The 19,104-nt window shown below is 60.1% G+C and carries 16 protein-coding genes; 9 read left to right on the top strand and 7 right to left on the bottom strand.

The genetic code is table 11. From position 1 onward, the window contains the following. Positions 1-20: 20 nt before the first annotated feature. The 6 genes from AC07N8_RS28465 to AC07N8_RS28440 form a co-directional block, all read right to left on the bottom strand. A complete protein-coding gene (locus tag AC07N8_RS28465) occupies positions 21-902 on the bottom strand; it encodes a symmetrical bis(5'-nucleosyl)-tetraphosphatase (protein WP_493146990.1) in 882 nt (293 codons plus the stop codon). Further along, positions 902-1,282 (bottom strand): Co2+/Mg2+ efflux facilitator ApaG/CorD, encoded by a 381-nt coding sequence (apaG, locus tag AC07N8_RS28460; protein ID WP_483843093.1) that lies wholly within the window; start codon positions 1,280-1,282, stop codon positions 902-904. The genes AC07N8_RS28465 and apaG overlap by 1 nt, the downstream gene beginning before the upstream one ends. 123 nt (positions 1,283-1,405) lie before the next feature. Further along, positions 1,406-2,224, bottom strand: coding sequence for a 16S rRNA (adenine(1518)-N(6)/adenine(1519)-N(6))-dimethyltransferase RsmA (rsmA, locus tag AC07N8_RS28455; protein WP_123433093.1), 819 nt, complete (start codon positions 2,222-2,224; stop codon positions 1,406-1,408). Then, complete coding sequence (gene pdxA, locus AC07N8_RS28450) at positions 2,221-3,210, bottom strand: 4-hydroxythreonine-4-phosphate dehydrogenase PdxA (RefSeq protein ID WP_493146987.1); 990 nt, start codon at positions 3,208-3,210, stop codon at positions 2,221-2,223. Before pdxA ends, rsmA begins: the two co-directional genes overlap by 4 nt. Continuing rightward, positions 3,207-4,529: a peptidylprolyl isomerase SurA gene (gene surA, locus AC07N8_RS28445; RefSeq protein WP_493146985.1), complete on the bottom strand. Its 1,323-nt coding sequence runs from the start codon at positions 4,527-4,529 to the stop codon at positions 3,207-3,209. The genes pdxA and surA overlap by 4 nt, the downstream gene beginning before the upstream one ends. Beyond that, positions 4,504-7,311 (bottom strand): LPS assembly protein LptD, encoded by a 2,808-nt coding sequence (locus AC07N8_RS28440; RefSeq protein ID WP_493146983.1) that lies wholly within the window; start codon positions 7,309-7,311, stop codon positions 4,504-4,506. The genes surA and AC07N8_RS28440 overlap by 26 nt, the downstream gene beginning before the upstream one ends. Before the next feature lie 130 nt (positions 7,312-7,441). Here AC07N8_RS28440 and AC07N8_RS28435 point away from each other — a divergent pair, with 130 nt between their 5' ends. Genes AC07N8_RS28435 through AC07N8_RS28425 form a run of 3 tightly spaced genes read left to right on the top strand, consistent with a single transcriptional unit; the run spans position 7,442 to position 9,898 of the window. Next, entirely contained in the window at positions 7,442-8,461 is a 1,020-nt protein-coding gene (locus tag AC07N8_RS28435; protein ID WP_493146981.1) for an aminoglycoside phosphotransferase family protein, read from the top strand. Then, positions 8,458-9,129 (top strand): N-acetylmuramate alpha-1-phosphate uridylyltransferase MurU, encoded by a 672-nt coding sequence (gene murU, locus AC07N8_RS28430; RefSeq protein ID WP_493146979.1) that lies wholly within the window; start codon positions 8,458-8,460, stop codon positions 9,127-9,129. Before AC07N8_RS28435 ends, murU begins: the two co-directional genes overlap by 4 nt. A gap of 1 nt (position 9,130) precedes the next feature. Beyond that, positions 9,131-9,898 (top strand): TerB family tellurite resistance protein, encoded by a 768-nt coding sequence (locus tag AC07N8_RS28425; RefSeq protein WP_493146977.1) that lies wholly within the window; start codon positions 9,131-9,133, stop codon positions 9,896-9,898. Positions 9,899-10,033: 135 nt separating this feature from the next. Here the strand turns inward: AC07N8_RS28425 and AC07N8_RS28420 are convergent, their stop codons facing one another. Then, complete coding sequence (locus tag AC07N8_RS28420) at positions 10,034-11,026, bottom strand: alpha/beta hydrolase family protein (protein ID WP_493146975.1); 993 nt, start codon at positions 11,024-11,026, stop codon at positions 10,034-10,036. A 73-nt stretch (positions 11,027-11,099) separates the two neighbouring features. Here AC07N8_RS28420 and AC07N8_RS28415 point away from each other — a divergent pair, with 73 nt between their 5' ends. The 6 genes from AC07N8_RS28415 (at position 11,100) to AC07N8_RS28390 (ending at position 19,011) form a co-directional block, all read left to right on the top strand. Continuing rightward, entirely contained in the window at positions 11,100-13,496 is a 2,397-nt protein-coding gene (locus AC07N8_RS28415; RefSeq protein ID WP_493146973.1) for a PAS domain-containing sensor histidine kinase, read from the top strand. A gap of 137 nt (positions 13,497-13,633) precedes the next feature. Further along, positions 13,634-14,263: a response regulator gene (locus AC07N8_RS28410; RefSeq protein ID WP_027926737.1), complete on the top strand. Its 630-nt coding sequence runs from the start codon at positions 13,634-13,636 to the stop codon at positions 14,261-14,263. A gap of 250 nt (positions 14,264-14,513) precedes the next feature. After that, positions 14,514-15,638 (top strand): ABC transporter ATP-binding protein, encoded by a 1,125-nt coding sequence (locus AC07N8_RS28405; protein WP_483843084.1) that lies wholly within the window; start codon positions 14,514-14,516, stop codon positions 15,636-15,638. Positions 15,639-15,686: 48 nt separating this feature from the next. Then, positions 15,687-16,730, top strand: coding sequence for an ABC transporter substrate-binding protein (locus tag AC07N8_RS28400; RefSeq protein WP_123433102.1), 1,044 nt, complete (start codon positions 15,687-15,689; stop codon positions 16,728-16,730). Positions 16,731-16,926: 196 nt separating this feature from the next. Beyond that, positions 16,927-18,174, top strand: a complete 1,248-nt coding sequence (locus AC07N8_RS28395; protein ID WP_483843083.1) for an ABC transporter permease — start codon at positions 16,927-16,929, stop codon at positions 18,172-18,174. Between the two features lie 12 nt (positions 18,175-18,186). Next, positions 18,187-19,011 carry an ABC transporter permease gene (locus AC07N8_RS28390; RefSeq protein ID WP_027926741.1) on the top strand — a complete coding sequence of 275 codons (825 nt, stop codon included), beginning with the start codon at positions 18,187-18,189 and terminating at the stop codon, positions 19,009-19,011. Positions 19,012-19,104: the final 93 nt, after the last annotated feature.

Below are 19,104 nucleotides of genomic sequence, written 5' to 3'. Positions count from 1 at the left end.
GGCTCGGCTGATAGCGCAGCCTAGCGCGGGGCGCTGGCTGGGGGTTGTTCGGTGGTGGTTGGGGCGACGACGGGTTCGCTGTGGCCCTGTTCGTTGCATTGGCACTGCAGGCGTTCGAAGGTGTCGACGTTCATCAGGGTCATGGCGCCGCCCCAGACACAGCCGGTGTCGAGCGCGAAGATCCCCGGTTCGTCGCAGTGGCCTTCGAGGGCCGCCCAATGGCCAAAGATGATCTTCAGGCCCTTGGTCTTGCGCTCCTTGTACGTGAACCACGGCTTGTAGCCCGGTAGCGCGGTGCCGACGCCTTCCTTGCTCTTGAGGTCGAGTTTGCCCTCGCTGGTGCAGAAGCGCATGCGGGTGAAATAGTTGGTGATGACGCGCAGGCGGGTCACGCCCTTGAGATCGTTATCCCATTTCACCGGTTCGTTGCCGTACATGCCGTCGAGGTACGGGGCGATGCGGTTGTCGTCGCGCAGGGCTTCTTCAACTTCGGCGGCGCATTTCAAGGCTTTGCGCAATGACCACTGCGGTGGAATGCCGGCGTGCACCAGTGCGATGTCGCGCTGTTCGTCGTAGTGCATGAGCTTTTGCTGGCGCAGCCACTCCAGCAGTTCCGCACAATCTGGTGCTTCGAGGATTTCGCGCAGAGTGTCGTTTTTCTTCAGGCGTTCGATGTTGCGTCCGGCGGCCAGCAAGTGCAGGTCATGGTTGCCCAGGACACACACCAGCGATTCACGAATGCCGTAGAGAAAACGCAAGGTTGCCAGCGACTGCGGACCGCGGTTGACCAGGTCGCCGACCAGCCAGAGACGATCCTTGGCCGGATCAAAAGCGACTCGCTCAAGCAGGCATTGCAGAGGCTCGAGGCAGCCTTGCAAGTCACCGACGGCGTACGTTGCCATTAGTGCAAGGCTCCGGGCACCGCCAGGCGGAATGGAGCGATGATGGCGTCGAATGTCTTACCGTCGTTGGCAATCATCTGATAGGTGCCTTGCATGGTGCCGACCTTGGTGGTCATGACCGTGCCGCTGCTGTAGGTGTGGTTTTCGCCGACCTGGATCAGCGGCTGCAAACCAACAACACCCGCACCCTTGACCTCCTCGACATGCCCGTCACCGTCGGTAATCACCCAGTGCCGCGACAGCAGTTTGGCCGGTAGTTCGCCATTGTTGTGCACGGTAATGGTGTACGCGAAGGCAAAGCGGTTTTGCTCGGGTTGCGATTGTTCTGCCAGATAGCGGGTGACGACGCTGACGTCGACCTGATAACGAGGATCGGACATGCAAGAGGCCTTAAAAACGAAGCGGGACGCGGGGCGTAGCTGATGGAGTTCAGTCTAGGCCAAGTACCGGGTAGTAAACCAGACATCGCGTCTGGCGTCCTACCCGATAACGCTCGTCACCTGTCAGTCGGCGGCGGGCGGGTTCAGGACTTGTTCGCTGAGCTTGTCGGCGAGGCGCACGAAGGCGGCCAGGTCGAGTTGCTCGGGACGCAGGCTGCCATCGACGCCGGCGGCTTCGATCTCGGCATTGCTCAGCAGCAACTTGAGGGTGTTGCGCAGGGTCTTGCGGCGTTGGTTAAAGGCTTCGCGAACGACGCGCTCCAGCAATTTGTGGTCTTTGGCCGGATGTGGCAGTACCGCGTGAGGCACCAGGCGCACGATGGCCGAATCAACCTTTGGCGGCGGATTGAACGCGCCCGGGCCGACGTTGAACAGATGCTCGACCCGGCAGTGGTACTGAACCATGATCGACAAGCGACCCCAATCACCGCCGCCAGGACCCGCCGCCATGCGCTCGACCACTTCTTTTTGCAGCATGAAGTGCATGTCGCGGATCAGGCTGGCGTTATGCAGCAGGTGAAAAATCAGCGGTGTAGAGATGTTGTACGGCAGGTTGCCGACCACGCGCAGGCTACCCGGCGCAGCATTCAGGCTGGTGAAGTCGAACTTCAGCGCATCGCCCTGATGCAGGCTGAAGTTGCTCCGTCCGGCGAACTGCTGATTGAGGATCGGGACCAGGTCCTTGTCCAGCTCCACCACGTCCAGTTGCGCGCCGCTGTTGAGCAGGCCTTGAGTCAAGGCACCCTGGCCCGGGCCGATTTCCAGCACGCGGTCTTCGGCCTTGGCATGGATGGAGCGCAGGATTTTGTCGATAACACCCGCATCGTGCAGGAAGTTCTGGCCAAAGCGTTTGCGCGCCTTGTGTTGGTAATGCTCGGTCATAAACGGGTCTCGGCCATCTGGTAGGCGGTTTCCAGGGCGACTTGCAGGCTGCCGGTGTCGATTTTTCCGCTGCCGGCCAGATCCAGGGCTGTGCCGTGGTCGACCGAGGTGCGGATGATCGGCAAGCCGAGGGTCACGTTGACTGCTGCGCCGAAGCCTTTGTATTTCAGCACGGGCAGGCCCTGGTCGTGGTACATCGCCAGCACTGCGTCGCAGTGCTCCAGATATTTGGGGGTAAACAGAGTGTCGGCGGGCAGGGGACCACGAAGGTCCATGCCTTCACCGCGCAGGCGCTCTAATGTAGGTTCGATGATGTCGATTTCTTCATGGCCCAGGTGTCCGCCTTCACCGGCGTGCGGGTTAAGCCCGCAGACCAGGATGCGTGGCTGGGCAATGCCGAACTTTTCTTGCAGGTCGGCGTGCAGAATTCGCGTGACCCGCTCCAGGCGCTCCGGCGTGATTGCATCGGCAATCTCGCGAAGGGGCAGGTGAGTGGTGACCAGCGCCACGCGCAATCCGCGTGTGGCAAGCATCATCACCACTTGGGCGGTATGGGTCAGGTCAGCGAGGAATTCCGTGTGGCCGGAAAAGGCGATCCCGGATTCGTTGATCACACCCTTGTGCACAGGGGCGGTGATCATCCCGGCGAAGTGCCCGTCCAGGCAGCCCTGGCCCGCACGGGTCAGGGTTTCCAGGACGAAAGCGGCATTGGCCTTGTCCAAATGGCCGGCGACAACCGGCGCATTGAGCGGTGTATCCCAGACATACAAACTGTTCGCAGGTGCAGGCACATCCGGCCAGCTGCCCGGCGTTACCGGCAGCAGATCGACAACCACACCCAGCTGCGCAGCCCGCTCAAGGAGCAGGTCGCGGCTGGTTATGGCTATCAGGGGGTGTGGCTGGGCTTGCGAGGCGAGCAGCAGGCACAGGTCAGGACCTATGCCGGCCGGTTCGCCGGGTGTCAGCGCGAAACGCTTGGGTTTCACTGCGCTGCCTGGTCTGCACCAGGGAGTTTGATCTCTACGTACGCTTCGTCACGGATCTGACGCAGCCAGGTTTGCAGCTCTTCGTCGTATTTGCGGTTACGCAATACGGTCATCGCCTGTTGCTCGCGAGCCTGGGCGGTGCTGTCGGTGGCGCGACGGCCCAGCACTTCCAGAACGTGCCAGCCGTACTGGGTCTTGAATGGCTTGGACAGCTGACCTTGCGGGGTCTTGGCCATCACTTCGCGGAACTCGGGCACCAGTACGTTCGGGTCGATCCAGTTCAGGTCGCCGCCGTTGAGGGCAGAACCCGGGTCTTCCGAGAAGCTTTTGGCCAGTTCGCTGAAATCTTCACCGGCTTCGATACGGGAGTAGAGCGACTCGACCAGGGCCTTGGTTTTCGCTTCGTCGCGGATCGGGCTTGGTTTGACCAGGATGTGACGCACGTGCACCTCATCTCGCGTCTGGGTTGCACCGCCACGCTTGTCGAGGATCTTCAGGATGATGAAGCCACCCGGTGTACGCATTGGCTGGGTAACTTCGCCAACCGTCATGGTGCTCAACATCCGATCGAACGGAGGTGGCAGTTGAGCGGCTTTACGCCAGCCCATGTCGCCACCTTCCAGTGCAGTTTCGCTGGCAGACTTGGCGATGGCCAACTGACCGAAGTCAGCGCCTTGCTTGAGCTGCTGGTAAACCGCGTCGGCCTGTTTGGCAGCATTCTGAATCGCGTCGGAGTTGGCGCTTTCCGGCGTAGGAATCAGGATGTTGGCCAAGCGAAACTCTTCGGACAATTGCATCTTGCCAAGGTCGGAGGCGAGGAAGTTCTTCACTTCCTGTTCAGACACCTGGATGCGCTCGGCTACACGGCGTTGGCGCACACGGCTGATGACCATTTCACGGCGAATCTGTTCACGGGCGTCGTCATAAGACAGACCGTCGTGAGCCAGCGCGGCGCGGAATTGTTCTACCGACATGTTGTTGCGCTGGGCAATGGTGCCCACTGCCTGGTTCAGTTCTTCATCGGTAATGCGGATGCCCGAGCGTTCGCCGATCTGCAGTTGCAGGTTTTCAACGATCAGGCGCTCAAGCACCTGCTGCTGCAGCACGCTGGCTGGAGGCACGGCAGAGCCGCGCTTGGCAATGGTTGCCTGAACTTCATGAACGCGTTGGTCCAGTTGGCTCTGCATGACCACGTCGTTGTCGACGATGGCCACCACTTTGTCGATGGACTGTACGGCGGCGTTAGCCGCGGTACCCAGGAACAGCGCGCCCAGCAGCAGGGGGCGCAGACAATCAGAAAGCTTGGTCTTCACGTTCACGATAACCTTGAATGCCTTTGTCGAGGAAGCTCTCTACTTTGGCGCCAGTCAGGCCGCCGAGTCCCTTCAGAACAATTTGGAGGAAGACGCCATGGTCGCCTTTTTCGTTTTCCGGAGCTTGTTGGCTGAACTCGTCGTAGTCAATGAAGTAACGGTTGATCACGCGCAGCTTCCAGCAGCAGTTGTCGTACTCGAAACCACCGAAGGCTTCCAGGGTCCGGTCGCGGTTGTAGTCATACTGCCAGCGGCTAATGAAATTCCACTGCGGTACGATCGGCCAGATCACGGAGAAGTCGTGTTGCTGGATTTTGTAGTAGTCCTTCACGAAGTTAGCCGTGCCAGGGGTGCCATAGTCACCGCCAAACTGCCATTGGCCGGTGTTCTGGTTGTAGATCACCTGGTCGTTACGATAGCGATAGCCGGCGTTGATGACTTTGTTCGGGTTGTCTTCAGGCTGGTAATGGAACATCGCGCTGCCCGAGCGAGGGCTGCGGCTGTCCGGATCCCAGTTGTAATCGGCTGTGGTGCGCCAATCGCGGTTCCAGCGGTATTCGTATTCCAGTGCGTACGGCGAAACGTTGGCTTGAGCATCGGCGCGGGTTTTTCCATTGATACCCGGCAACTGGACTTCGCGGTCCTTGAAGTACATGGCCTGGCCAATGCTGATGCGTTGGCGTTCGAAGCCGTCGTCTTCGATCCAGCGGTTAGTGATGCCCAGCGACAGTTTGTTCTCATCGCCGACACGGTCGGTGCCAGAGAAACGGTTGTCACGGAACAGCGACGCATAGTTGAAGGTGTATTCGCTGGTATCGAATACGGGAATATCTTCCTGGTTCTCCTCCGGGACGTAGAGATAGAACAGACGTGGTTCAAGGGTTTGGCGATAGTTCTTGCCGAACCATTGGGTATTGCGATCGAAGTACAGACCGCTATCGATGCTGGCAATCGGCACCGCGAGGTTTTGGTTGCTGCCGAAGTTACCATTGAAATTCTTGGTCCCGGCTGCAGCTGCTGCTTGATCCTGCGCCACGATCTGGTTTTTACCAATACTGTCCAGATCCAGCTGGTACTGGGTGTATTGATACTTGAGCGTCGGTTTAACGAAACCATACGTCCAGTTCAGCGGCAGGCTGACCTCCGGTGCCAGGTTGAGGCGATCACCGGTGGCACGGGCCAGGCCTTGAATATTAGTGTCCAGGCGCGGGGACACATTGCCGTCTTCATCCGTGTACGTGCCGTTTTCCAAATCCCGATCGAACCGCACGACTTCGGTCTTATACGAAAAATCCAGCCCGCCCGGGTGATACGGCAGAGAGCCATTGAAGTTGAGCTGCGGCAAGCGGTCGTATGGCGTGATGAGCGATACAGATGCTAATTGATAAGCATAAGCGCTCAACGAAGCCGTGTAGTTATCGCCGCGATACACCGCTGCGCCCGACTGGTTAACGTAATCAGTGCTTTTCACACCAATCTGGTCAGTCTGCAGATCCTGGAAGTAGTAAGGGTCGCTGATCTTGGTGTAATCGACCTGTGTGAAGACGCGGGAATCCAGGCCACCCTTGTGCTGCCAGTTATACATGTAGCGTTCTTTCTGGAAGTCGCTCTGCTCGTCGCGTTTGGTGTCCTCGTCATTGAGGAACGCACCACCAAACTGCCCTTCACTCGACTTGGTCAGGTAGCGGAATTCGCCTTCCATCAACAAGCCGTGCTTTTCCATGTAACGCGGGTACAACGTGGCGTCGTAGTTCGGCGCCAGGTTGAAGTAATACGGGGTGACCAGCATGAAGCCGGTATCGCTGCCGGTGCCGATGGTCGGCGGCAGGAAGCCCGACTGGCGACGGTCGTCGATCGGGAAGTAGATGTACGGCGTGTACAGGACAGGAATGTCCTTGACCCGCAGTGTCACGTTGGTCGCGGTGCCGAAGCCGGTCGCCGGGTTAAGGGTGATGTTGTTACCCTTGAGCTGCCAGGCGTTGCTGTTCGGTTCGCACGTGGTGTACGTACCATCCTTGAGGCGGATGATCGCGTTTTCGGCGCGCTTGGCGTACAGCGCGTTACCGCGGATACGGGATTTGTGCATCACGTATTCGGCGTTGTCGACCTTGGCTTCACCGGTGTCGAGCTGCACATCGGCGTGGTCGCCGACGATCAGTGCGCCGTTGTCGCGGATGCGCACGTCGCCACTGAGTTCGGCGCGGCTTTCGGCCTGATACAGGCTGGCCTCGTCGGATTCGACCTGCATGCTGCCCTGACGCAACACGACGTCACCGGCCAGCGTACCGACCTGATCTTCGGTGTTGTAGCGCGAGGCCTTGGCGCCGATAAAGGTCGGAGCGTCACTTTTATTCGTCTTGTCATTCATGCCAGGACGAATCGGTTCGATATAGGAACCAGAGCAATAAGGACCGGTTTCGGCCAATTGCGCGGCAGTGAGGTTCTCGCGTGGAACCCAGTCGAGGTGACTGTAGTCTGCACTACGCGACTTCATGCCACGGCCCTTGGACTCAGTAACGAGTGCAGGCTTGGCTTCGGTGCTTTCGCTGGAGCCGCTCTCGGCTGCCGCATCGGCAGTGGCTGTGACATCGCCGTTATGTACTGGACGCGGTGGCAATGCCGCCGCTGGCGATTTTGGCGCACAGTTCCAGGCACCCGAAGCAGAGACTGAGCAGTCATACTGTTCCGCGGCGACCACGAATGAAGTGGCTAGGGGTTGCAGGGCCAGCAGACTGCCGGTAACCAACAACGGAAATTTTTTACGAAACGCGGGGGATTTCAATGCCATCTTATTAGTCCGGGCTTCCTGCGTGCCATCTGCCCGCGGTGTGGGCCGCACGCCTCTCGATGGTCTGAAAAAGATGCTGGATAATAAAGCATGACCCGCTTGACGGCTAGCGCCGTCGGAGACCCTTGCAATGCCTGACCAAGATGTACGTTTGCAACACCTGAAAGTTTGGCTCGATGAGCAGTTGGCGATTCTCTTTGCAGAACAGGGCTGGGGCGCCGTACCCCCGGCCACGTTGACCGCGGCCAGTAGCGACGCGAGTTTTCGGCGCTATTTCCGTTGGGAAGGCGAGGGCAAAAGTTTCATTGTGATGGACGCGCCACCGCCCCAGGAAAACTGCAAACCCTTCGTGGATATCGCTTTTTTGCTGGCGAAATCCGGAATAAATGTGCCGAAAATTTATGCCGAAGACCTCGAACGCGGTTTTCTTTTGCTCAATGACCTGGGCAACAAGACTTATCTCGACGTGATCGACAGCGAAAATGCCGACAATTTGTTCAACGATGCCCTGCAAGCACTGTTGGCTTTTCAACAGTTGCCGATGGTTGCTCCGTTGCCGAGTTATGACGTCGCACTGTTGCGTCGCGAGCTGGAACTGTTCCCCGACTGGTACGTAAAACACGAGTTGGGCATCGAGTTCGACGCGGCGCAGAAAATGCTCTGGCAAAACGTTACTGATCTGTTGATCGATAGCGCCCTGGCTCAGCCCAAAGTCCTGGTGCACCGCGACTACATGCCACGCAACCTGATGCTCAGCGAACCGAATCCGGGCGTGCTGGATTTCCAGGACGCGGTGTACGGTCCCGTGACCTACGACGTGACCTGCCTGTTCAAGGACGCCTTCCTCAGCTGGCCTGAAGAACGCGTGCGCGGCTGGCTCGAAACGTACTGGCAGCAGGCCGCAACCCTCGACATTCCGGTTCAACCGGACTTCGAAGAATTCCTGCGTGCCAGCGACCTGATGGGCGTGCAGCGTCACCTGAAAGTCATCGGCATCTTCGCCCGCATCTGCCATCGCGACGGCAAGCCGCGCTACCTCGCCGACGTGCCGCGCTTCTTCGCCTATATAGAAGCTGTGATCGCCCGCCGCCCTGAACTGGCCGAGTTGGACGTATTGCTGTTGAGCCTGCGTGCCGGAGCGAATGCATGAAGGCAATGATTCTGGCGGCCGGCAAGGGCGAGCGCATGCGCCCGTTGACCCTGACCACCCCCAAACCGCTGGTTCGCGCTGGCGGCGTGCCATTGATCGAGTACCACCTGCGCGCCCTGGCGGCGGCCGGGTTCACCGAGATCGTGATCAACCACGCCTGGCTCGGTCAGCAGATCGAAGACTATCTGGGCGACGGTTCGCGCTATGGCGTCAGCATTCAGTACTCGCCCGAAGGCGAGCCGCTGGAAACCGGCGGCGGGATTTTCCGCGCATTGCCGTTGCTGGGGGACGAGGCCTTTGTGGTGGTCAATGGTGACATCTGGACCGACTACGACTTCAGCGTGCTGCATCAACCCATCAACGGGCTGGCTCACCTGGTGCTGGCGGACAACCCGGCCCATCACCCGACGGGCGATTTCACCTTGGTCGACGGGCACGTGCACGACGGTCGGCCGCAGACGACGACCCTGACGTACAGCGGCATCGCGGTGCTGCATCCGCAACTGTTCGACGGCTGTTCGGACGGGGCCTTCAAGCTTGCGCCGCTGTTGCGCAAAGCCATGGCCGACGGGCAAGTGACGGGTGAGCGCCTGAAAGGCCATTGGGTGGATGTCGGCACGCACGAACGCCTGGCCGACGTTGAAACCCTGATAGAAGCGAGCCGCTGAGATGCTGTGGCCAGGGACTCTGATCGGAGCCGGAGCAGGCTTTGCCATAGCCAGCATTCCGGGGGCCATGCTCGGTGCCTTGTTGGGGCAGGCGCTGGATCGGCGCTTGCACCTGCAAAGTTTTGGGCACTTGCTTGAAAAGCTCGGCGGTCGTCCGATGCTGCGCAATGATGAACTGCTGTTCGTGTTGTTGGGGCGCTTGGCCAAGAGTGACGGGCGAGTGGTGGATGGCCACATCCAGCAGGCCCGCCAGGAAATGCGCTCTCTGGAAATGACGGACCCGGCGCAGCGGCGTGCCATTGCGGCGTTCAATCGCGGCAAGTCCGGCAATGACCGGTTACGCGGCTATTTGCGACGTTTGAGTGCTCAACCGCATGCGGCGGAAGGTGTGTTGCGCGCCTGTTGGCGGATGGTCTGGGCCGATGGCCGTGCCGGCAATCGCGAGCGCGAGCTGATTGCCCAGTGGGGTAAATGGCTGGGCTGGACGCCGCATCAGGTTCAGGCGCTGGCCGCCGATTACGAGCAGCACAAGCGGCCGCAGGTCAGCAGCGCGATCACTTATCAGGATGCGTTGCGGCTTTTGGGGGTGTCGGCAACCAGCGAGCCGGCGCAGATCAAGCGCGCTTATCGACGCCTGTTGAGTCGTCATCATCCGGACAAGATCGCCGGCAGCGGGGCGACGGCGTTGCAGGTGCGTGAGGCAACGGACAAGACGCGTGAATTGCATACGGCTTATACGTTGATTCGTGAGCGGCGGGATTTTCGCTAGGAATTGTGTCGCCTGTCAGGACGCCTTCGCGAGCAAGCCCGCTCCCACATTAAATTTTCAGTCGGCACAAAATCTGTGTGCGACGAAGATCAAATGTGGGAGCGGGCTTGCTCGCGAATGGGGCAACTCGGTCTATCAGTCCGCTACGTTCTGCGGATTCAACCAGCCGCGCACCCGGCGCACCAATTGCTCCTGCTCAGCCTTGGCATCACCCGGCAATGCCTTGAGCGAGACCTGACTGAACGCCGACGTCTTCAACCGTTTGCTGGCCTGCATGCGTTCCAGAGCCGCTTTGCGGTCCAGCGGCTTATCCACATAGAAAAGGTCAGCAGTCGGCAGCTTCAACGTCGGCGTCAGCTCGGCCAACTCAGGCTTTGCCGTCACCGGTGTCTGGGCGGCGACCATCACAAACTTTTCCACTTGCGAGGGCTGTCTCTCGCTCAGATAACGCGCAGCCCAGTAAGCGCCAGTGCCATGACCCAGCACGACAATGCTGCGGGCACTTTGCTGTTCGGCATAAGCAATGGCGGCGTCGATGCGCGCAAAGATGCGCTCGGCGTCGGCCTTGGCCTGTTCTTCGGTTGTTTCAGCAATGGCCTTGTCAGCCACTTCCGCTTCGCCGCCGGCGGCCTGCTCAATGGGCGCCGCCGTGGTGGAATCCTTGCTGCCGGTCTCCGGTGCTTTAGGCGCCGGCGCGACTTCGACGATGCGTGGTGCAATGGCGTCGCTTTGCAGGTCCGGCAAGGTGATACTCAGGCTGCTCCATTTGGCGTCCGGCAATTGACGGCGCAAAGGACCGATTGCTTGCGGCCAGTCAACAGTTTCACCAGCGCCGGGGATGATAATCACTGCGCCCTTGGGCTCGGCGGTATTGGCCGGCTTCCACAAGGCGAGAAAAGTATCGGTGCCGGCTTGCAGCTGTTGCTGTTCCTGAGCGGGGATTTTTCGCTCAAGTGCTGTCGCTTCTTCCTGGCTACGCTCAGGCAATGGCTGGCGTTCGACCGGTTTTTCTTCGGCTGGTTTTTCCGCCGCGGCAGGGGCCGGGTCGGCGGCCTCGACAGAAAAGGCACAAGGCAGGATCAGCGACAGGCACAATGCTGGCAGTGCCAGGCGGTAGACAGGGGGCATCGGATATTCCAGGCCAGAAGTGATTCCGGCAGCCTAATGGGTTAGTCAGTGTTTGTCAGTGTGTGAGACTTCGATGATGCGTTTTCGCTGCCTGTGGGTTATCGGCTGTTTGTGGATTCCCTTGATGGGGTGGGCGGCGTCCGCACCACCGGGGCATGCCGCGACCTTGTCACCCGAGCAACAACAATGGCTCGCGGCCCACGACGAATTGCGCGTCGGCGTGGTGTTGCAGGCGCCTTATGCTCAATACGATCGCCGCTTGCAGCGCTTGTCCGGGGTCAACGTCGAGCTGATGAAATGGCTGGCCAGTGCGCTCAAGGTCGAGCTCAGCTGGCGCAACTTCCCGGATGTCGCGCAGCTGGAAGACGCCGCGCGCGAGGGTGAAATCGACATCGCCGTCGGCCTGACGCAAACCCCGGCCGGTTTGCGCCTGTGGCAATTTACCGACCCGTACATGCGGGTTCCACAACTGGTGGTCAGTGATGAAAAAGGCACCGGTGTCGTGGAGCTGGAGAAGCTCGATAGCCAGACGCGCGTCGCGGTGCGCATGCCCAGCGCGACCGCCGATTATTTGCGCAACAATTATCCGCATCTGAACCTGCAAGGCGTGCCCATCGAGCGTCAGGCGCTGCAATTGTTGCTCAGTCAGCAAGCCGGGTACGCCGTGGTCGACGAAGCGCAACTGGGGCGTTTGTCCGCCGAACCGGAGTTCGCCGGCCTGGTCGTGGTGGGCGACATCGGCCTGCCACAATTGCTGCGCGTGGCCACTCGCCGGGATTGGCCGGAACTGGCCAGTATTGTCGAAAGCGCGCTGCGGGCAATCCCGGCCAAGGACCTGGAGCAACTGCACAGCCAATGGCTGCAACCCAAATACCCGCGACTGACCGAGTCCCCCGGTTTCTGGCAAAACCTGTGCCTGCTGTTTGCCGTCATGTTGTTGAGCAGCATGGCCATCGTGTTTTGGCAGCGACGGCAGCAACACAGTCTGGAGGCGCGTCTGTTGGCCGCGCGTGAAGACATTGCCTTGCGCGAGGCCAGCGAAGAGGCGTTGCGCCTGACGCAGTTTTCCATCGATCAGAGCACGGTCGGTATTCTCTGGGTCAACTGGGACAGCCATGTGCGCTACGCCAACCGCGCCGCCGAAAACATGCTCGGCTACGCCCCGGGCGGGATCATCGATCGGCCGCTGATCGACTTCGAGCCCGGCCTGCACATGGACCGCTGGTTGAATCTGTGGAAACGTGCACGGGCCAGTGACGACGGACCGCAAAGCTTCGAAACCCACTGCGTGCGGGCCGATGGCAGCATTTTGCCGACGGATGTCTCGTTGAGCTTCATGCGCTTTCGTGATGGCGAATACCTGGTCGTCTACCTCAACGACGTCACCGAACGCCGCCGCGCGCTGGCCGCATTGCAGGAAAGCGAGGCACGTTTGCAGGGGATCGCCGCCAACGTTCCGGGATTGGTCTTTCGCCTGGAGCGCGCACCGGTGACGGGGCAGATCGACTTTGCCTACATCAGTGAAGGCAGTGAAACCCTGGTGGGTTACTCGCCGGCCACCCTGGCCCATCGCGACAAAGGCCTGCGCAGTCTGGTGCACCCGGACGACAAGGCCAGCTATCACCAGACGCAGGACCATGCGCTGGACACCGACAGCGACTGGTCGTGGCAAGGACGAATCCTCACCCGTTCGGGCGAACAACGCTGGGCCGAGATCAAGGCCATCACCCGCAAGCTCGAAGATGGCGCTTACGTCTGGGACGGTATCGTCTGGGACATCAGCGAGAGCAAGCGCATTGAGCTGGAACTGGCCAGCTCCCGCGAACAGTTGCGTGAATTGTCGGCTCACCTGGAAAGCGTGCGCGAAGAGGAAAAGGCGCGCATCGCCAGGGAAGTTCATGACGAACTGGGCCAGATGCTGACCGTGCTCAAACTGGAAACGTCCATGTGCGAACTGGCCTACGCGCAACTCGACCCGGGCCTGCACGAACGCTTGAACAGCATGAAGCGCTTGATCGCCCAGCTGTTCCAGTTGGTGCGCGACGTGGCCACGGCGCTGCGACCTCCGATTCTCGATGCCGGGATTGCTTCCGCCATCGAATGGCAGGCCCGGCGTTTCGAGGCGCGCACGCAGATTCCGTGTCTGGTGCAGGTGCCGGACAATCTGCCGATGCTCAGCGACGCCAAGGCGATTGGCTTGTTCCGGATCCTTCAGGAAGCCCTGACTAATGTCATGCGCCATGCCCAGGCGCATACTGTTGAACTGTCGCTGGCGCTGGAAGGCGACGAGTTGTGCCTGACCGTCAGTGATGATGGCGTAGGATTTGTTCCCGCGACGGGCAGGCCGACCTCCTTCGGGGTGGTGGGCATGCGTGAGCGGGTGTTAATCATGGGTGGGCGGTTGTCGCTTGAGAGCGAGCCGGGGGAGGGTACGACCCTGAGTGTGCGGGTGCCGCTGGATGCAGCCTGATTTTTTGTAGTGTCTTTGCTGCCCCCTTCGCGAGCAGGCTCGCTCCCACATTGGATGTGCCTCGTTCACAAAACCCTGTGGGAGCGAGCCTGCTCGCGAAAGATCTTGGTTCTGAAATAAAAACAATGGAGAAGAACGTGATCCGTGTACTGGTAGCCGAAGACCACACCATCGTCCGTGAAGGCATCAAGCAGTTGATCGGCCTGGCCAAGGATTTGCTGGTGGTGGGGGAGGCGAGCAATGGTGAGCAGTTGCTCGAAACCTTGCGGCATGTGCCGTGTGAGGTGGTATTGCTCGACATCTCCATGCCAGGCGTGAATGGCCTGGAGGCGATTCCGCGGATTCGTGCGCTGAACAATCCGCCCGCCATCCTCGTATTGTCGATGCACGACGAGGCGCAAATGGCCGCGCGGGCGTTGAAGGTTGGCGCTGCCGGTTACGCGACCAAGGACAGTGATCCGGCGCTGCTGTTGACCGCCATTCGTAAAGTGGCGGCGGGCGGGCGCTACATCGACCCCGACCTCGCCGACCGCATGGTGTTCGAAGTCGGCCTGACCGATTCTCGGCCGTTGCATTCATTGCTGTCGGAGCGCGAGTTTTCGGTGTTCGAACGCCTGGCCCAGGGCGTGAACGTCAATGACATCGCCCAGCAACTGGCCCTGAGCAGCAAAACCATCAGCACTCATAAGGCGCGGCTGATGCAGAAGCTCAACATCACCTCGCTGGCTGAACTGGTGAAGTACGCGATGGAACACAAACTCCTCTAAAACCCTCCCACAGGGTTTTTGGTGGCATGTCCAAATGCGACATGCTTCCAGCGCTGCTTTTGTCGGTTCTTGCGGCTTGTAGCTGACAGCTTGCCGCTGCGTTTGTCAAAACGCGCCATCCTTGTAGGGCAATCCCTACCCCAAACCTTCCATCCGGCTGAGGCGATTCTCTCCTGCACCCCGATTTGCGTGGTCGGCAGGGTCCACTAGGCTTAGCCCCACAGCAGTCATCAATAACAAAGGTGTGGGTATGAGCCAGGTCGATTCAAGCGCAGGGGCCAGTGACATTCTGGTCAGCTTTCGTGGAGTGCAGAAAAGCTACGACGGCGAGAACCTGATCGTCAAAGACCTCAACCTGGACATTCGCAAAGGCGAATTCCTCACCTTGCTCGGGCCGTCCGGTTCCGGCAAGACCACCAGCCTGATGATGCTCGCCGGTTTCGAAACACCGACCGCAGGCGAAATCCTGCTGGCCGGGCGTTCCATCAACAACGTGCCGCCACACAAGCGTGACATCGGCATGGTGTTCCAGAACTACGCGTTGTTCCCGCACATGACCGTCGCCGAGAACCTCGCGTTCCCGCTGACCGTGCGCGGCCTGAACAAGAGCGACGTCAGCGACAAGGTCAAAAAAGTCCTGAGCATGGTCCAGCTCGACGCCTTTGCTCAGCGCTATCCGGCACAACTGTCCGGCGGCCAGCAACAGCGTGTGGCGCTGGCCCGTGCCTTGGTGTTCGAACCGCAGCTGGTGCTGATGGACGAACCCCTCGGCGCACTCGATAAACAACTGCGCGAACACATGCAGATGGAGATCAAACACCTGCATCAGCGCCTCGGCGTGACCGTGGTCTACGTGACCCACGACCAGGGCGAAGCCCTGACCATGTCCGACCGTGTAGCGGTGTTCCACCAGGGCGAGATCCAGCAGATCGCGCCGCCGCGCACCCTCTACGAAGAACCGAAAAACACCTTCGTCGCCAACTTCATCGGTGAGAACAACCGCCTCAACGGTCGCTTGCACAGCCAGACCGGCGATCGCTGCATCGTTGAACTGAGCCGTGGCGAAAAAGTTGAAGCGCTGGCGGTCAACGTCGGCAAGACCGGTGAGCCGGTCACGCTGTCGATTCGTCCCGAGCGCATCAGCCTCAACGGTTCCAGCGAGTCATGCGTCAACCGCTTCTCAGGGAGGGTGGCGGAATTCATCTATCTGGGCGATCACGTCCGGGTTCGCCTGGAAGTCTGCGGCAAGACCGACTTCTTCGTGAAACAACCGATTGCCGAGCTCGATCCCGCGCTGGCTGTCGGCGACGTGGTACCGCTTGGCTGGCAGGTCGAACACGTTCGCGCGCTCGATCCCCTTCTAGAGGCGAACTGATCGCCCCGGCTACACCAACACCAACCCTGCACGTGGAGAGAACAATAAATGTTGAGATCCCTGAAATTCACCGCCCTGGTCATGGGCATGATCGGTGCGGCACACGCGATGGCGGCGGGCCCGGACCTGACCGTGGTGTCCTTTGGCGGGGCGAACAAGGCTGCGCAGGTCAAAGCCTTCTACGCACCGTGGGAAGCGGCAGGCAACGGCAAGATCGTGGCGGGCGAGTACAACGGCGAAATGGCCAAGGTCAAAGCCATGGTCGACACCAAGAGCGTGTCCTGGGACCTGGTAGAAGTTGAATCGCCAGAACTGTCCCGTGGTTGCGACGAAGACATGTTCGAGCAGCTGGATCCGAAGCTGTTCGGCAAGACCGAAGACTACGTCAAAGGCGCTATCCAGCCGTGCGGCGTGGGTTTCTTCGTGTGGTCGACCGTACTGGCCTACAACGCCGACAAACTGGCTTCCGCGCCAACCAGTTGGGTGGATTTCTGGGACACCAAGAAATTCCCGGGCAAGCGTGGCCTGCGTAAAGGCGCCAAGTACACCCTGGAATTCGCTCTGATGGCCGACGGCGTTGCGCCGAAAGACGTCTACAAAGTATTGGCCGGCAAGGATGGCCAGGACCGCGCGTTCAAGAAGCTTGATGAGCTGAAGCCAAGCATTCAGTGGTGGGAAGCCGGCGCACAACCGCCGCAGTACCTCGCTTCCGGTGACGTGGTCATGAGCTCGGCCTACAACGGCCGGATCGCTGCCGTGCAGAAAGAAAGCAACCTGAAAGTCGTGTGGAACGGCGGCATCTACGACTTCGATGCATGGGCGATTCCAAAAGGTCTGGACAAGGCACGCGCTGAAGCGGCGAAGAAATTCATCGCTTTCTCGGTGATGCCGCAGCAGCAGAAGACCTACTCGGAAAACATCGCTTACGGCCCGGCTAACACCCAAGCCGTACCGTTGCTGTCCAAGGACGTCCTGAAAGACATGCCGACCACCCCGGAAAACATCGCCAACCAGGTGCAAATCGACGTCAGCTTCTGGGCTGACAACGGCGAGCAACTGGAACAGCGCTTCAATTCCTGGGCTGCGAAGTAACCAGAGGGCTCGCCCTCCTGTGAGGGCGAGCTTTTGTGGCGAGGGAGCTTGCTCCCGCTTGAGTGCGCAGCACTCACAAAATTGGAAGTTGTCAGCAGAATTTTGGGGCCGCTTCGCAGCCCAGCGCGAGCAAGCTCGCTCGCCACAAAAGTTCGCTCCCACTTTAATGATCGTTTAAAGATTTCCGGAGTACGCCATGGCCACCGCCATTCCCCTGAACGCGGGCACTGACCCCACCTTGAAGCAGCGACTCAGGCACGCCGAGCGGGTCAACCGCTGGAAAGCCCAGGCCTTGATCGCGCCGCTGGTGCTGTTTCTGTTGCTGGTGTTCCTGGTGCCGATCGTGGCGCTGCTCTACAAAAGCGTGGGCAACCCGGAAGTGGTCGGCGGCATGCCGCGCACCGTGTCCGCCATCGCCAGTTGGGACGGCCGAGGCCTGCCTGCTGAACCGGTTTACAAAGCGGCCAGCGAAGACCTCGCCGAAGCCCGCAAGAATCAAACCCTGGGCGATTTGTCCAAGCGCCTGAACATGGAACTGGCCGGCTACCGCAGCCTGCTGACCAAAACCGCCCGCGCCTTGCCGTTCGCTACCGAGCCGGCCTCTTATAAAGAAGCGCTGGAAGGTCTCGACGAACGCTGGGGCGACCCGGCCTACTGGCAAGCGGTGCGCCGCAACGCCAGCAGCATCACGCCTTACTACCTGTTGGCGGCGGTCGATCACCGTATCGATGACCTCGGTGAAATCGCCCCGGCCACACCTGACCAGGCGATCTACCTCGACATCTTCGCCCGGACCTTCTGGATGGGCCTGATCATTACGGTGATCTGCCTGCTGCTCGCGTATCCATTGGCCTACCTGCTGGCGAACCTGCCATCGCGCCAAAGCAACCTGTTGATGATTCTGGTCCTGCTGCCGTTCTGGACCTCGATCCTGGTGCGCGTCGCCGCGTGGATCGTGTTGCTGCAATCGGGCGGGCTGATCAACAGCGGTTTGATGGCGATGGGCATCATCGATAAACCGCTGGAGCTGGTGTTCAACCGCACCGGCGTCTACATCTCCATGGTGCACATCCTGCTGCCGTTCATGATCCTGCCGATCTACAGCGTCATGAAAGGCATCTCGCCGACGTACATGCGCGCCGCGATTTCCCTCGGCTGCCACCCGTTCGCCAGCTTCTGGCGGGTGTACTTCCCGCAGACCTATGCCGGTGTCGGCGCCGGTTGCCTGTTGGTGTTCATCCTTGCCATCGGCTACTACATCACCCCGGCCTTGCTGGGCAGCCCGAACGATCAGATGGTCAGCTACTTCGTCGCCTTCTACACCAACACCAGCATCAACTGGGGCATGGCGACCGCACTGGGCGGGCTGCTGTTGCTGGCGACCGTGGTGCTTTATCTGATTTACAGCTGGCTGGTGGGCGCCAGTCGCCTGCGCCTGAGCTAAGGGGAGAACGAAATGCTGAGTCCTTATATGTCGCCCGTTGAGCGGGTGTGGTTCTACAGTTTGCGGATTCTCTGCGGCTTGATCCTGTTGTTCCTGATTCTGCCGGTGCTGGTGATTATTCCGCTGTCGTTCAACTCGGGCAGTTTCCTCGTGTACCCGCTGCAAGGTTTCTCGCTGCACTGGTACCAGGATTTCTTCGCTTCGGCTGAATGGATGCGCGCCCTGAAGAACAGCATCATTGTCGCCCCGGCGGCGACGGTGCTGGCGATGGTCTTCGGCACGCTGGCAGCGATTGGCCTGACCCGCGGTGATTTTCCCGGCAAGGCACTGGTCATGGCGCTGGTGATTTCGCCGATGGTGGTGCCGGTGGTGATCATCGGTGTGGCGAGTTACCTGTTCTTTGCCCCGTTGGGCTTGGGCAACAGCTTCTTCTCGCTGATCGTCGTGCACGCGGTGCTGGGTGTGCCGTTTGTGATCATCACAGTGTCGGCGACCTTGCAGGGTTTCAACCATAACCTGGTGCGCGCCGCTGCAAGCCTGGGTGCTTCGCCGCTGACCGCGTTTCGCCGGGTGACGTTGCCGCTGATTGCGCCGGGTGTGATTTCGGGGGCACTGTTTGCCTTCGCGACGTCGTTCGATGAAGTGGTGGTGACGTTGTTCCTCGCCGGTCCCGAGCAAGCGACCTTGCCTCGGCAGATGTTCAGCGGGATCCGCGAAAACCTCAGCCCGACCATCGCCGCTGCCGCAACGCTGTTGATCGCCTTCTCGGTGATCCTGCTGCTGACCCTGGAATGGCTGCGCGGTCGCAGCGAAAAACTGCGCACCGCCCAGGTCTAAAGCCCTGCACCATCCCCTGTGGGAGATTCTATGGTTGAGGGGAAGCCCTCAACTGGTTTTCGATTGGTATTCGCTCTGCCCGTTCAGCAGGGC

The sequence above is a fragment of the Pseudomonas sp. GW821-FHT10C09 genome (assembly GCF_059415465.1).
This window is presented reverse-complemented; position numbering and strand designations above follow the sequence as displayed.